At 63.7% G+C, this 13,596-nt stretch carries 14 protein-coding genes and 1 tRNA gene; 10 read left to right on the top strand and 5 right to left on the bottom strand.

Annotated elements, in window-relative coordinates; all coding sequences use genetic code 11:
* Positions 1–10 precede the first annotated feature (10 nt).
* The 6 genes from nrdI (at position 11) to GBJ34_RS21185 (ending at position 5,765) form a co-directional block, all read left to right on the top strand.
* A complete protein-coding gene (nrdI, locus tag GBJ34_RS05590) occupies positions 11–424 on the top strand; it encodes a class Ib ribonucleoside-diphosphate reductase assembly flavoprotein NrdI (RefSeq protein ID WP_151718278.1) in 414 nt (137 codons plus the stop codon).
* A complete protein-coding gene (nrdE, locus tag GBJ34_RS05585) occupies positions 409–2,532 on the top strand; it encodes a class 1b ribonucleoside-diphosphate reductase subunit alpha (protein WP_151718277.1) in 2,124 nt (707 codons plus the stop codon). The genes nrdI and nrdE overlap by 16 nt, the downstream gene beginning before the upstream one ends.
* 80 nt (positions 2,533–2,612) lie before the next feature.
* Entirely contained in the window at positions 2,613–3,584 is a 972-nt protein-coding gene (gene nrdF / locus GBJ34_RS05580; RefSeq protein WP_151718276.1) for a class 1b ribonucleoside-diphosphate reductase subunit beta, read from the top strand.
* A 208-nt stretch (positions 3,585–3,792) separates the two neighbouring features.
* On the top strand, positions 3,793–4,122 hold the full coding sequence (locus tag GBJ34_RS05575; protein WP_151718275.1) for an L-rhamnose mutarotase: 330 nt from the start codon (positions 3,793–3,795) through the stop codon (positions 4,120–4,122).
* A gap of 483 nt (positions 4,123–4,605) precedes the next feature.
* Complete coding sequence (locus tag GBJ34_RS05570; RefSeq protein ID WP_151718274.1) at positions 4,606–4,740, top strand: aa3-type cytochrome c oxidase subunit IV; 135 nt, start codon at positions 4,606–4,608, stop codon at positions 4,738–4,740.
* 80 nt (positions 4,741–4,820) lie between these two features.
* Positions 4,821–5,765, top strand: coding sequence for a hypothetical protein (locus GBJ34_RS21185; protein WP_404811403.1), 945 nt, complete (start codon positions 4,821–4,823; stop codon positions 5,763–5,765).
* 36 nt (positions 5,766–5,801) lie between these two features.
* Here the strand turns inward: GBJ34_RS21185 and GBJ34_RS05560 are convergent, their stop codons facing one another.
* Positions 5,802–6,131: an AzlD domain-containing protein gene (locus GBJ34_RS05560; RefSeq protein ID WP_151718368.1), complete on the bottom strand. Its 330-nt coding sequence runs from the start codon at positions 6,129–6,131 to the stop codon at positions 5,802–5,804.
* 1 nt (position 6,132) lies between these two features.
* Positions 6,133–6,945, bottom strand: a complete 813-nt coding sequence (locus GBJ34_RS05555) for an AzlC family ABC transporter permease (RefSeq protein WP_318843220.1) — start codon at positions 6,943–6,945, stop codon at positions 6,133–6,135.
* On the opposite strand from GBJ34_RS05555, the gene mobA reads away from it, so the two are divergent.
* Together mobA and GBJ34_RS05545 are read left to right on the top strand one after the other, a co-directional pair.
* Positions 6,944–7,525, top strand: coding sequence for a molybdenum cofactor guanylyltransferase MobA (mobA, locus tag GBJ34_RS05550; RefSeq protein ID WP_151718273.1), 582 nt, complete (start codon positions 6,944–6,946; stop codon positions 7,523–7,525). The genes GBJ34_RS05555 and mobA overlap by 2 nt on opposite strands.
* Entirely contained in the window at positions 7,522–8,118 is a 597-nt protein-coding gene (locus GBJ34_RS05545; RefSeq protein ID WP_151718272.1) for a GNAT family N-acetyltransferase, read from the top strand. The genes mobA and GBJ34_RS05545 overlap by 4 nt, the downstream gene beginning before the upstream one ends.
* 87 nt (positions 8,119–8,205) lie before the next feature.
* On the opposite strand, the gene GBJ34_RS05540 is transcribed toward GBJ34_RS05545, so the two are convergent.
* Positions 8,206–8,282: transfer RNA gene (locus GBJ34_RS05540), tRNA-Arg, on the bottom strand.
* A gap of 191 nt (positions 8,283–8,473) precedes the next feature.
* Positions 8,474–9,910, bottom strand: a complete 1,437-nt coding sequence (locus tag GBJ34_RS05535; RefSeq protein WP_226341052.1) for a sensor histidine kinase — start codon at positions 9,908–9,910, stop codon at positions 8,474–8,476.
* A 394-nt stretch (positions 9,911–10,304) separates the two neighbouring features.
* Here GBJ34_RS05535 and rpmH point away from each other — a divergent pair, with 394 nt between their 5' ends.
* Entirely contained in the window at positions 10,305–10,439 is a 135-nt protein-coding gene (gene rpmH / locus GBJ34_RS05530; protein WP_151718271.1) for a 50S ribosomal protein L34, read from the top strand.
* Positions 10,440–10,498: 59 nt separating this feature from the next.
* The gene (gene rnpA, locus GBJ34_RS05525; protein WP_151718270.1) at positions 10,499–10,912 is read left to right on the top strand and encodes a ribonuclease P protein component; all 414 of its coding nucleotides are present in this window, start codon (positions 10,499–10,501) and stop codon (positions 10,910–10,912) included.
* Between the two features lie 92 nt (positions 10,913–11,004).
* Here the strand turns inward: rnpA and pheT are convergent, their stop codons facing one another.
* Positions 11,005–13,422, bottom strand: a complete 2,418-nt coding sequence (gene pheT, locus GBJ34_RS05520; protein ID WP_151718269.1) for a phenylalanine--tRNA ligase subunit beta — start codon at positions 13,420–13,422, stop codon at positions 11,005–11,007.
* Positions 13,423–13,596 lie beyond the last annotated feature (174 nt).

Here is a 13,596-nt window from a genome sequence, read left to right as displayed (position 1 = left end):
ATGGGGCGCCGTGTCGGGGCTGGTCTATTACTCCTCTGGCTCTGGTAACACGGCGCGCTTCATGGCCCAGTTGGGCCTTCCTGCGCAGCGCATACCCATCCGTATGGACGACCCGGTGCCAATGCCGGATCGTCCTTATGTTTTGATCTGTCCGACCTATGCCGATGGCGAAGGGCGGGGCGCTGTGGCCAAGCCGGTGATCCGCTTCCTGAACGATCCGGCGCGTCGCGCGCTGATCCGGGGTGTGATTGCCAGCGGCAACCGCAACTTCGGTGCGACCTATGCCTGCGCGGGCGAGGTCATTGCCAGCAAATGCAATGTGCCGGTCCTCTATCGTTTCGAGCTGGCCGGAACTGAGACCGATCTTGCCCGTATCCGCGCGGGCCTTGAGAAATTCTGGGGAGCCCTATGCTTGACGCCGTGAAACCCGTGCTGGACTATCATGCGCTGAACGCCATGCTGAACCTTTACGATGGCGAGGGGCGGATCCGCTTTGACGCAGATCGTATGGCGGCAAAGCAGTATTTCCTGCAGCATGTGAACCAGAACACGGTGTTCTTTCACAATCTGGATGAGAAGCTGCGCTATCTGGTCGATGAGGGCTATTATGAGCCCGAAGTGCTGGACCAGTATTCCAAGAACTTCCAGCGCGCGATCTGGGATGCCGCCTATGCGCGCAAGTTCCGCTTTCCGACCTTCCTTGGCGCGTTCAAATATTACACCAGCTACACGCTGAAGACTCGCGATGGTCAGCGCTATCTGGAGCGCTATGAAGACCGCGTCGTCATGGTCGCGCTGACGCTGGCACGCGGCGACGAGGCATTGGCCATGTCCTTCATGGAAGAAATCCTGTCGGGCCGCTTCCAGCCTGCGACACCGACCTTCCTGAATGCGGGCAAGCAAAGCCGGGGCGAGCTGATCTCCTGCTTCCTGCTGCGCATCGAAGACAATATGGAAAGCATCGGCCGGTCGATCAACTCGGCGCTGCAACTGTCCAAGCGGGGCGGCGGCGTGGCCCTGATGCTGACCAACCTGCGCGAGATGGGCGCGCCCATCAAGGGGATCGAAAACCAGTCTTCGGGCGTCATCCCGGTGATGAAGCTGCTGGAGGATTCGTTCTCCTACGCGAACCAGCTTGGGGCGCGGCAGGGTGCGGGTGCGGTCTATCTGAACGCCCACCACCCCGATATCCTGCGCTTCCTGGATACCAAGCGCGAGAATGCCGATGAGAAGATCCGCATCAAGACCCTGAGCCTTGGCGTGGTGATCCCGGATGTGACCTTCGAACTGGCGAAGGAAAACCGGGATATGTATCTGTTCTCGCCGCATGACGTGCAAAAGGTCTATGGCGTGCCGTTCTCGGAAATCTCGGTCACCGAGAAATATGCCGAGATGGTTGATGACAAGCGCATCAAGAAGAAGAAGATCAACGCCCGCGAATTCTTCCAGACCCTGGCCGAGATCCAGTTCGAAAGCGGCTATCCCTACATCATGTTCGAAGACACGGTGAACCGCGCCAATCCGGTGCATGGGCGCATCACCATGTCCAACCTCTGCTCCGAGATCCTGCAGGTCAACGAGGCCAGCGAATACAATGAGGATCTGGGCTACAGCCATATGGGCACGGATATCTCGTGCAACCTCGGCTCGCTCAACATCGCGGCGACCATGGATGGCCCGGCCTTCGGTGCCACCGTCGAGGCTGCGGTGCGTGCCCTGACGGCGGTGTCGGAAATGTCCTCGATCGACTCCGTGCCCTCGATCCGGCGCGGCAATGACGAGGCCCATGCCGTGGGCCTGGGCCAGATGAACTTGCACGGGTTCCTGGCGCGTGAACGCATCCATTACGGCAGCGAGGCGGGGGTCGAATTCACCTCGGTCTATTTCGCGGCCATCGCCTATCACGCCATCCGCACCTCTTGCCTGCTGGCGCAGGAGAAGGGCCAGACCTTCGTCGATTTCGACAAGTCGAAATATGCCGATGGGTCGTTCTTCGACAAATATGTCGAACGCGACTGGCTGCCGACCCTGCCGGATGTGGAGCGCGTCTTTGAAGGCGTGACCCTGCCGACCCGTGAGGATTGGGCGGTGCTGCGCGCCGATGTGATGACGCATGGTCTCTATAACCGGAACCTTCAGGCGGTGCCGCCGACTGGCTCGATCAGCTATATCAACAACTCGACCTCCTCGATCCACCCGATCGTGGCGAAGATCGAGATCCGCAAGGAAGGCAAGATCGGCCGCGTCTATTACCCGGCTGCGTTCATGTCGAACGACAACCTGGAATATTACCGCGACGCCTATGAGATCGGCCCCGAGAAGATCATCGACACCTATGCGGCCGCGACCGAGCATGTCGATCAAGGCCTGTCGCTGACGCTGTTCTTCCCGGCCGAGGCCACGACGCGCGACATCAACAAGGCGCAGATCTACGCATGGAAGAAGGGGATCAAGACGATCTACTATATCCGCCTGCGTCAGACCGCGCTGGAAGGCACCGAAGTGCAGGGCTGCGTTTCCTGCACGTTGTAAGGGTTGGTATGGGCGGGGGGCTGTCTGCCCCCCTTTGAGGCCTGCGGCCTCTTCCCCCCGAGGATATTTAAGGACAGGACATGAAGGACACCGTGCTGCGGACGCCCTTGAAAGCGATCAACTGGAGCCGGCTTCAGGATGACAAGGACCTTGAGGTCTGGAACCGGCTGACGGTGAATTTCTGGCTGCCGGAGAAGGTGCCGCTGTCCAATGACGTTCCGAGCTGGGCGACGCTGCGCCCCGAAGAGCGCGAACTGACGATCCGGGTCTTCACCGGGCTGACGCTGCTGGATACCGTGCAGAACACCATCGGCGCGCCGGCGATGATGCCTGATGCGCAGACCCCGCATGAAGAGGCGGTGCTGTCGAACATCTCCTTCATGGAGGCGGTGCACGCACGCTCATATTCCTCGATCTTCTCGACGCTGTGCCTGACCAAAGAGGTCGACGAGGCCTTCCGCTGGTCAGAAGAAAACCCGCATCTGCAGGCCAAGGCACGGCTGATCCTTGAGGAATACAAGGCAGGTTCCGACCCGCTGAAGCGCAAGATCGCCAGCGTCTTCCTGGAAAGTTTCCTGTTCTATTCCGGCTTCTACCTGCCGATGTATTGGTCCTCGCGCGCGAAACTGACCAATACCGCCGACCTGATCCGCCTGATCATCCGCGACGAGGCGGTGCATGGCTATTACATCGGATACAAATATCAGCGCGCGCTGGAAAAGCTGCCCGAGGCGCGCCAGCAGGAGCTGAAGGATTTCGCTTTTGCCTTGATGTTCGACCTTTACGAGATCGAGCAGAAATACACCGCCGAGCTCTATGACGGTATCGGTCTGACCGAGGATGTGAAGGCCTTCCTGCATTACAACGCGAACAAGGCGCTGCAGAATCTTGGCTATGAGGCGCTGTTCCCGCCGCAGGCCTGTGAGGTCAATCCGGCGATCCTAGCGGCGCTGTCGCCCGACAGCGAGAACCACGACTTCTTCTCGGGCTCGGGCTCGTCCTATGTCATTGGCAAGGCGGTCGCGACGGAAGATGAAGACTGGGATTTCTGATCCCGCAGGGTCTGACCCCTCCGTCACAGAAAACCGTCATACAGGCAGAAGGGGCCGTCGCGCATCAGGCGCGGCGGCCCTTTGCGTGATCTGCCGCATTCGCCATCGGTTGCAGACGGTGCCACTCCGCCTTGGCATTGCGCCGGAATATGTCATCCTCTGAAATGACCTGTGACGGGCGGGTCCTGAAAATCGGAAGAGATGCAAGATGCAGCGACACGGATCCGTGCTGGGGCTTAGCGAAGAGGGCAAGGCGGAATACAAGCGCCTTCATGCCGCCGTTTGGCCCGGCGTGCTGGCGAAGATCGCTGAATGTGGCATTCGCAACTACACGATCTTCCTGAAAGAGCCAGAAAATCTGCTCTTCTCCTACTTCGAATATCACGGTAGCGATTTCGCAGCCGATATGGGACGCATGGCCGAGGATCCCGAGACCCAACGCTGGTGGGCGGTTTGCACGCCGTTGCAACGCGCGCTGGACACCCGCAAGGAAGGCGAATGGTGGGCCGAGATGGAAGAGGTCTTCCATAGTGATTGATCCCCGCCTGCCGGGCTTGTGAAACGGCGCGGGGCCTTGCGGCCCCGCACGGCTTTTGTCTCGGGCCTTGCGCGGGCGCGCAGCCCCTCGGGTAAGATGAGTATTTGGGCAAGCAGCAAAGCCGCAACAGATCGCACCATGCGGCGCTTCGGGCGGGTGGAGGCGTCTGCCGCGGAAGGTTGCGGGGCCTGCCTGCGGGCACAAATGCGTATCTGCACAGTTTACAACGCGGTGCTTTGCATCGCCCCAAGGCAGACGGGCAGGATCATGAGCCTGCGATCCCCGCTTTGCTGCTTGCCCAAATACTCATCTTTGCCCGCTATGGGCAGGGGGACAACACTTTGTGGGTTGCGCCTCATGACGCGCCGCCGTGGCGGTCGGGGCGCATTTTTCCGGGCGGCACTTTTGTGCGTGCGCCGGGGGCGTGACAGGCCAGAATGAATCAGCTAACAGGCAGAGAACGCGCCATCACAGGAGACGATCATGGCTGAGCACAAGCATGGCAGCATGGATATCCGCGAGCAGGAGAAGACCTTTGCGGCCTTCATCCGTTTCAGCGCCTGGGGGGCTGCGATCTCCATCGGCGTGCTGATCTTCATGGCCCTGGCCAACGCCTGAGCCTTACTCTTGATGACAGGGTCGCGCGGGTGTGCGGCCCGGTGACATCGGCCCGCCCGAAGACCGGAAGGAGCGCGTTGATGCGCCGCAATATTCTTGTGCTTGTCGCCTGTGCGGTTCTGGCTGCCTGTGGGGCCGCCGAGCCCAGTTGGGCCCCGGATGAAGCCGTGGCCAAGGCCCGCTATGTGCATAAGGGGCCGCCCGCGATCACGCTGTTCACAGTGGTCAGCACCGGAAATGGATCGGGTGCGCATTCGGGGCTGATGATCAATGGCTCGCAGCGCGTGATGTTCGACCCGGCGGGGAGCTGGTCATTGCCGATGTTGGCCGAGCGTAATGACGTGCATTTCGGCATCACCGACAAGATGGTCAGCTTCTATGTCGATTACCACGCCCGCGAGACCTATGACGTGGTCGAGCAGACCGTGACCGTTTCGCCGGAGGTGGCGGAACTGGTGATGAAGCGCGCCATGGCCTATGGCGCGGTGCCCAAGGCGCATTGCACCGATTCGATCACCTCGATCCTGCGGGGGGTTCCGGGGTTCGAGACGATCCCTGCGACCATGTTCCCCAAGACCTTGATGACGGCCTTTGGCAAGTTGCCGGGCGTGAAAGAGCGCAGGATCACCGACGATGATGCCGATGACAATCACGGCGTCTTGCTGCTGCAACGCAATGACCCGCGCTTTGCCGAAACCGCAGAGCGGCAGCGCGTCGAGGCTGCGGTGAAGAAAGAGCAGGCGGTCAAGGCCGGCAAGGCCGAGACCGTCGGGGTTGAGACGCTGAAGCCGGAGACGCTGAAGCCGGAGACCCCGGAGACGGATGCGGCCAAACCCGAGGCTGTATCCACCGAGGCCAAACCTGCCGAGACGGCTGCAACTGAAGTTTCCGCAACGGATGCAGCACCCATTGCGGCTTCAGAGACGGCCATAGCCGCGCCGGAGGCCGCGCCCCCGGTTCTGCTGCTGCCCGGTGCCGAGGCGGCAGAAGCCGGGCCCACCGAGGCCGATCCGGCCAAGCCCTGATCTGGCGCATGGCATGATCCCGCAATCCGCGCGGGATCAGGCTTGCAGCCAAAGCCCAGCGGCCAGTGTCACGACACCTGCCAGCATCGCCGCCAGCGTGTTGCGGCTGCCTATCCCCACAGCCACAGTCACCAATGCGGCAAGCAGCCGGGCAGGGTCGGCCTCGCCGCCTGTGGCCGTGGGCCAGGCAATTGCGGGCGCGACCAAGCCTGGGATCACTGCCATCGGCGTATAGCGCAGCATACGTTGTGCCATGGGGGGCAGGGCGCGATTGCCGATCAATCCCAGAAACGAGAAGCGCAGCAGATAGGTGCCGATGCCAAGGCCGAGGATCACGGTCCAGAGCTGGGTCTTGTTGGCGATGATCTCAGGCACCACGGCGCTTCTCCTCGTGAATTTCGACCAGGGCACCCACGATCATCGCGGCGAGGGCCGCGACCAGCAGCCCACTTGAATAAGGCATCCACCACAGCGCCAGGGTGCCGCCGACCGACACGGCTGCCGCCGCCCGATGCGCCCATGTCCGGAGCAGCGGCGAGACCATGGCGAGGAAGCTGACAGGCACGATGAAATCAAGCGGCAGCCCGGCAGGCAGGGCGCGGCCAAAGGTGGCCCCGGCCCAGGTGGCCACATACCACAGCCCACAAACCGGGCTGATGACACCGAAATACCAGGCGAGCTTTTCCGACAGTCCCCATAGCGGCTGGCGCGCATATTCGGCGGCCCCCAGCACATAGCTTTGATCGACCAGGAAATAGGCGATCAGCGCCCGCTGCCAGAGCTTGGCCTGCCCCAGATGCGGCGTCAGTGCCACCGAATACATGGCCATCCGCAGATTGACCGCCGTGGCGGTCAGGATGATCAGCGCGATCGGCGCGCCCTCCTGCATCAGTTGCAGGGCCGCGAATTGCGAGGCACCGGCGATGACGACGATGGAAAAGGCCATGGCCTCGGCCACGGACATGCCCTGCGCGGTGGCCAGCACGCCAAACAGCGCACCAAAGGGCAGGATCATCACGGTAAAGGGCAGCGAGGCCAGCAGGCCGCGACGGAAGATGGCACCCGTGGAGGCGAAGGAGGGGTCGGCAGGGGTGTCGGGATGCATGGCCTTGGCCGCTTTACGGATGTTGATGGAAGGCTTAGGCCTTGGCGGCAGCGGATGCAACCGGGGCAGGGACATGCGGATCTTCGGGGTGATACTTGCGGGCGGGGCCGGGCGCCGGATGGGGGCCGACAAGGCGTTGCTGTCGCTGGCGGGGTTGCCGCTGGCAAGCCATGTGCAGGACCGCCTTGCGCCGCAGGTCGAGGATCTGGCGCTATCCGCCAATGGCGATCCCGCAAGGCTGGCCTTTACTGGCCTGCCGGTGCTGCCGGATCAGGAAGGGCAGGGGCCTCTGTCGGGCGTGTTGGCGGGGCTGGATTGGGCGGCGCGCGCCGGGGCGGAGGCACTGGTTACGGCATCGGTAGATACGCCTTTCCTGCCCTGTGATCTGGTGCCGCGTCTTTGGCTTGCGGGCGATGGCGCGCTTGCGGTCGCGTCCTCTGGCGGGCGGCTGCATCCGACTTGCGCGCTTTGGCCGGTTTCGGCGGCGGCGGGTCTGCGCTCCTATCTGGCATCTGGCGGTGCGCGGCTGATGGAGGCTTGCAGCGGGGCTGTGGTCGCCGAATTTGCCACGGAGGTGCCCGACCCCTTCATGAACCTGAACACGCCTGAGGATCTGGCGCAGGCTGAGGTCTGGCTGAGTGGGGAGGTGCCATGACAGTCTTGCAGCCGGGGCTGCCCGAGGCGCTGCGATCCGAGGCCGCGCGGCTTTACTGGCAGGCCTTCGGCGGCAAGCTGGGCCGGGTCATGGGGCCGGATGCGCGCGCCCTGGCCTATCTGGAGCGGATCATCCGCCCCGATCATGTGATTGTGGCCATGCATGGTGGGCGACTGCTGGGGCTTGCCGGGTTCAAAAGCCCGCAAGGTGCCTTTGCCGATGGCAGTTGGTCCGATCTGCGGGCGATCTATGGCTGGTTTGGTGCGGCCTGGCGGCTGGCGCTGTTGATGGCGCTGATGCGCGAGGTAGACAATGAACGGTTCCTGATCGATGGCATCTGCGTGGCCGAGGGCGCGCGCGGGCGCGGCATCGGGCGGGCGCTGATCGAGGCGCTTTGTGCTGAGGCCCGCGCACGCGGTTATGCCGCGTTGCGGCTTGAGGTCATTGACAGCAATCCGCGCGCAAGGGCGCTTTATGAGCGGATCGGGTTCCGCGTGATCAAGCAGGAACGTCTGGGGATCTTGCGCTACGCCTTCGGCTTCGACGCGGCGGCGACAATGGTGCTGGACCTGCCAAAGCTGCAAGACCCCTAGGTCGAGGCAACTGCTCTGGCATCATCGCGCGCCAGATCGCAGCGTCCGAAACGCAGGCCATGCAGTATCTGTTGTGATGAGGGGAAGTGGCGGACCCGGAGCGATTCGAACGCCCGACCCTCAGATTCGTAGTCTGATGCTCTATCCAGCTGAGCTACGGGTCCGTCTTGAGGCGGGGTTTAGCTGCGGCACCGGGGGGATGCAAGGGACAAAACGCAGAAAGGTCAAAACTTTCTGACAGAGCTTTGGCAGGGGCTTTTGAATAAGGCTTTGCCGCAAGGGCGCGCGCGCGGGACGCGATGTTGCCTGCGGATTTTCGACGAAAATCCGTGGCCCCGGCGTAGATGATCGGGAATCACGCCGCGGGTGCGGTGTCGTCGCTGTCGCGCCCAAGGCCACCGGCGCGGGGCAGGCGGATCTGGAACGCGGTGCCGTCCTCATCGCTGCGCAGAAGATCCAGCCGCCCGCCATGGCCCCGGATCAGTTCGGCTGCGATGGCAAGGCCCAGGCCCGAGCCACCTTTGCGCACCGATCCCTGAAAGGCCATGAACAGATATTCGCGCGCCTTGGGGGGCAGGCCGGGGCCGGTATCGCCGACGCGGATCCACCAATCCTGTTCGCCCTCGCCCCCCGACAGCTCGATCGTGCCGGGTTTGCCGGTGGCCTCGATGGCCTGCCGGGCATTGCGCACCAGATTGGACAGCACGCGGTGCAGTTGTTCGGCATCACCCCGGATCATTAACCCGGGCGGCGCATCGATCAGGCAGGCGGGGTCGGTGCTGGCCGACAAGCCCTCGCCCTCCACCACTTCTTCCAGCAGCGGGCGCAATGGAAAGCGGGCAAGGCGTGGGGGGTGTTCCTCGGCCTTGCCAAAGGCAAGGGTCGATTCGCAGAGATTGATGGCGCGGGTGATCGAATTCAGCAGCTTGGGCGCTGCGCGCACCACGCCGGGATCGGCGCTTTGCTCGATCCGGTCCGCAAAAAGCTGGGCCGAGGTCAGGATGTTGCGCAGATCATGCGCGATCTTGGCGACTGCCCCACCCAGCTGTGCCAGCCGCTCTTTCTGCCGGAAGGCTGCGATCAGCTCGGTCTGCATCTGCGCCAGTGCCGCCTCGGCGTCGCGCAACTCCACCACGCGGGCGGTGGGGGTGATGACAAGACGCGCATCTTCCGGGGCCGCCGTATAGGCCTGCATATGGCGCACCACGCGGCGGATCGGCACCACCATCAGCCGCCGCACGGCGAAGAACAAAAGCGCCGCGGTCACCGCCGAAATCAGCGCCGAGATGAACAGGATGCGCAGCCCGAAATCCAGCATGGCCTGCCGCATCGGGCCCTGCAGCAGCGTGACCTCGATCAAGAGCCCCGCCTCTTGCACAGGTTGGCCGATGACGCGGATCACCTGTTCCTTGGGGTCAAGCAGCACAGACATCGCGTCATGGATCAGATCGAAGGATGTGCCAAGCCGCAGATCATAGGTGGCCGAGACGGGTTCGGGAATCGGAGAGGACAGCGCAAGCTGGCGCACCTCGTCACGACGCAGCACGACGTTGAAGACGCCCGCATTGGCCAAGAGCTCGCGCTCGAGGTCGGTGCTGACCATGCCGCCCGCCTCCAGCGCCAGCGAGGCGATCTGCGCCTTTTCCAGCCGGGCTTGCAGGTAATCCAGCCGGTAGCGTGCGATGGAGGGCACGAAGATCAGCACTTCGGCCAGCACAACAAAGGCCAGCGTCAGCAGCAGGAACCGCCCCGAAAGCGTGTTCAGGATACGCGCCGCCAATCGCCGAAACACCGCCGCCCTTCCTTGCCCGCAGACCCCCGGCAGGGCATGATGCCGCTACCGCCCCTGCGTCTGGTCAAGGAATATCAAAGTGTTTGGCGGAAAGACAGGCCGCAACGCGCGCGCGTCCGCGAGGGGTGACCGCGGCGCTGGAAGTTCAGGTCGATGACAGGCCGCAACGCGCGTCCACGAGAGGTCGTGGGGACATGAAAGACCAGGGGATACGTTGGTGCGGCCACATATTGCCCGCCGACTGCGCCGCGCAGGGTGAAAAAGACGCAATCAGGGGCCGCTTGGCGTTGACTTGGTGCCCCCCCACCTCTAAGGAACGGGCCTCAGATGCCGCGGCCCTCGAATCTTTCGGGGTTCGGGCTGCATATCCACCGCTCGTCTCAGGAGAGCTGCAATGAAACGCACTTACCAACCGTCGAACCTGGTGCGCAAGCGCCGCCATGGTTTCCGCGCCCGTATGGCCACCAAAGGCGGCCGTCTGGTGCTGGCTGCCCGCCGCCGCATCGGCCGGGCCAAGCTGTCGGCTTGATTTCTGGCTGGCCCTTCATCGGGCCAGACAGGTAGCAGAACCAGAAACGGAGCTGCGACATGACACCGCCGCTGGCACAGGAAGCAGACCGCAGCGCGGAGGCTTCCGAAAGCCTCGCGGCGGTTTTATCATGCCTGCCCTATCGCATTCTGGCGCAGCGCGCCGATTTCCTCCGCGCGGCTTCGGCCCGCCGGCAGGGCGCACAGGGCTTTCTGTTGCAGGCCCGCCGTCGCGATGACGGGTCGGACGCCGTGCGGGTGGGTTTCACCTGTTCCAAGAAGATCGGCAATGCGGTGATGCGCAACCGGGCCAAGCGCCGCTTGCGCGAGGTGGTGCGCGCCGTGTTGCCCGCGCTGGCCGAGCCGGGATGGGATTATGTGCTGGTCGGCCGCCCGGGCGTCACCATTGATCGCGATTTCGCACTGTTGAAGGGCGATCTGGCCACCGCCATGCGGCAAGTGCATCGCAAGTAAGTGGCCGCTGGCAGCAGCCATAGGATACGGCATGAGAAAAGGGGCCTCGCGGCCCCTTTCTGATTTTTGGCAGGTTCTGTGGCGGGGCGCGCTTACTTGCGCAGCGTGCCGCCGGTGGCCTTGCCGACCTTTTCCACGATCTTGGCCGAGACGGCTTCGATATCCTTGTCGGTCAGCGTGGTTTCCTGAGGTTGCAGGCGCACGGTGATCGCGATGGATTTCTTGCCTGCGCCCATCTGGGCCTCAGCCTTCTCGCCGGTGAACTGGTCAAAGACGCGGACGCTGTCGATCAGTGCCTTGTCAGAGCCTGCTGCGGCATTGACCAGCGTCAGCGCCTCGACCCTGGCGTCGACCACGAAGGCGAAGTCGCGCTCGACCGCTTGCAGGTCCGAGATCGCCAGCGCAGGCTTGGTCGGTGTCTTGACCTTGGGCAGCGGCACATTGGCGATCTGCACGGTAAAGGCCACGGCCGGGCCTTTCACGCCAAAGGCTTGCAGGATGCGCGGATGCACCTCGCCGAAGGTGGCAAGGGTGTTCGGCCCAAGGCCGATCACGCCGGAACGACCCGGATGCCACCAGGCAGCGGCCTTGCGGCTGATCTGCACCTTGGCCGGGGCGCCGATCGCGGCGAGCACCGCTTCGGCATCGGCCTTCACGTCGAAGACATCGACAGGGCGGCGCGAGGCATAGGCGTCGCGCGGTGCCGATGCACCGATCAGCAGGCCGGTGGCAATCGTCACCTGTTCGCCCGGCTCACCGCCCGCAAAGACGGGGCCCACCTCGAACAGCGCAAGATCCGCGAAGCCGCGCGCCTGATTGCGGGCGGCGGCACGCAACAGGCCCGGCAGCAGATCGGGGCGCAGATGCGACATTTCCGACGAGATCGGATTGTCGACACGCACCGCATCCGCACCACCGCCGAAGGCCTCGGCGGCGCTTTGATCGATGAAGCTGTAGGTGACGCATTCATTGTAACCCAGTGCCGCAATGGTGCGACGGGCGGCCTTTTCGCGGATCTGCAAGGGCGTCAGGATGGGTTTCGGCACGCCCGCCTCGCGCCGTGCCATCGGCTTGCCTACCAGTTTCGACAGTGAGGCCACGCGCGCGACCTCTTCCACCAGATCGGCCTCGCCCTGCACATCGGGGCGCCAGCTGGGCGGGGCGGCCTGATCGCCGGTCAGGGTGAAGCCAAGCGCCGCCAGCGTTGCGCGCTGATCGGCCTCGGCAATTTCCATGCCGACCAGACGCACCACACGGGCCGGGTCAAAACGGTAGCTGCGGGCGGTATCGGGCACTGCGCCATCAATCACGACATCCGAGGCCTCACCGCCGCACAGATCCAGGATCATCTGCGTGGCAAGTTCCAGCCCCGGCACGGTGAAGGCCGGGTCCACCCCGCGTTCAAACCGATAGCGGGCGTCCGAGTTGATCTTCAGCGCGCGGCCGGTGGTCGCGATGGTGATCGGATCCCAATAGGCGCTTTCCAGGAAGACATCGGTGGTCTCCTCGGTGCAGCCCGACAGCTCGCCGCCCATGATGCCCGCCAGACTTTCGGGTTGGGCATCGTCAGAAATCAGCATCTGCCCTGCGCGCAGGGTGTAGGTCTTGCCATCCAGCGCCAGCAGCTCTTCGCCGCCCTTGGCCGCATGGATGCGCAGATCGCCCTGGACCTTGGCTGCGTCAAAGACGTGCAGCGGGCGGTTCAGGCCGAAGGTGAAGTAATTGGTGATATCGACCAGCGCCGAGATCGGGCGCAGCCCGATCGCCTTCAGCCGGGCCTGCATCCAGTCTGGCGAGGGGCCGTTCTTCACGCCGCGAATGGTGCGGCCTGCAAAGAGCGGGCAGGCTTTGGCCTTCAGCCCGTCCTCGATCTTCACGCCGATGGGTGAGGCAAAGCCGCCCTTGATCGCCGGGATTTCCAGCGCCTTCAATGTTCCAAGGCCGCGCGCCGCCAGATCGCGGGCAAGGCCCCGTACGCCCAGCCCGTCGGGGCGGTTCGGCGTAATCTTCACATAGATCATCGGGTCGTTCAGACCCTTGTAATCGATGAAGCGCAGGCCGACCGGCGCATCTTCGGGCAGGTCGATGATGCCGTTATGGTCATCCGACAGTTCCAGCTCGCGCTCGGAGCACAGCATCCCGTTGCTGTCGACGCCACGGATATTGCCGGGCTTGAGGTCCACCCCGGTGCCCGGCACATGGGTGCCGGTGGGGGCGAAGACGCCGACAAGGCCGGTGCGGGCATTGGGCGCGCCGCAGACCACCTGCACCTCTTCCATTGCGCCTTCCGGGCCATTGGGCCAGGTGGCGACACGGCAGACGCGCAGACGGTCGGCATTGGGGTGCTGAACCGCCTCGATCACCCGGCAGATGCGGAAGGCCCCCAGGCGATCTTCGGGGTTCTGGACCTCCTCGACCTCATGGCCAAGATCGGTCAGCGCGGTCAGGATCTCGTCAAGCGTGGCTTGGGTTTCCAGATGATCCTTCAGCCAGGACAGGGTGAATTTCATGGCACGCCTCTGCGGAATTCGTTGCAAAGGGCCTTAGCGCATTGGCGGGGCGAGGGGAAGGCGGCACGCGGCAAAGCCGCCATCCGGTTTCCGCGCCGGAAACGGGTTGTTGCCGTGTGGCAGCCCCAAAAAGCAGAAACGTGGCAGAATTATGGTCTAAACATGGCCCATGGA

The organism is Gemmobacter serpentinus, assembly GCF_008973825.1.
GTDB lineage: Bacteria > Pseudomonadota > Alphaproteobacteria > Rhodobacterales > Rhodobacteraceae > Gemmobacter > Gemmobacter serpentinus.
Note: the sequence above shows the minus strand (reverse complement) of the source record. Positions and strands in the feature narration are given on the sequence as shown.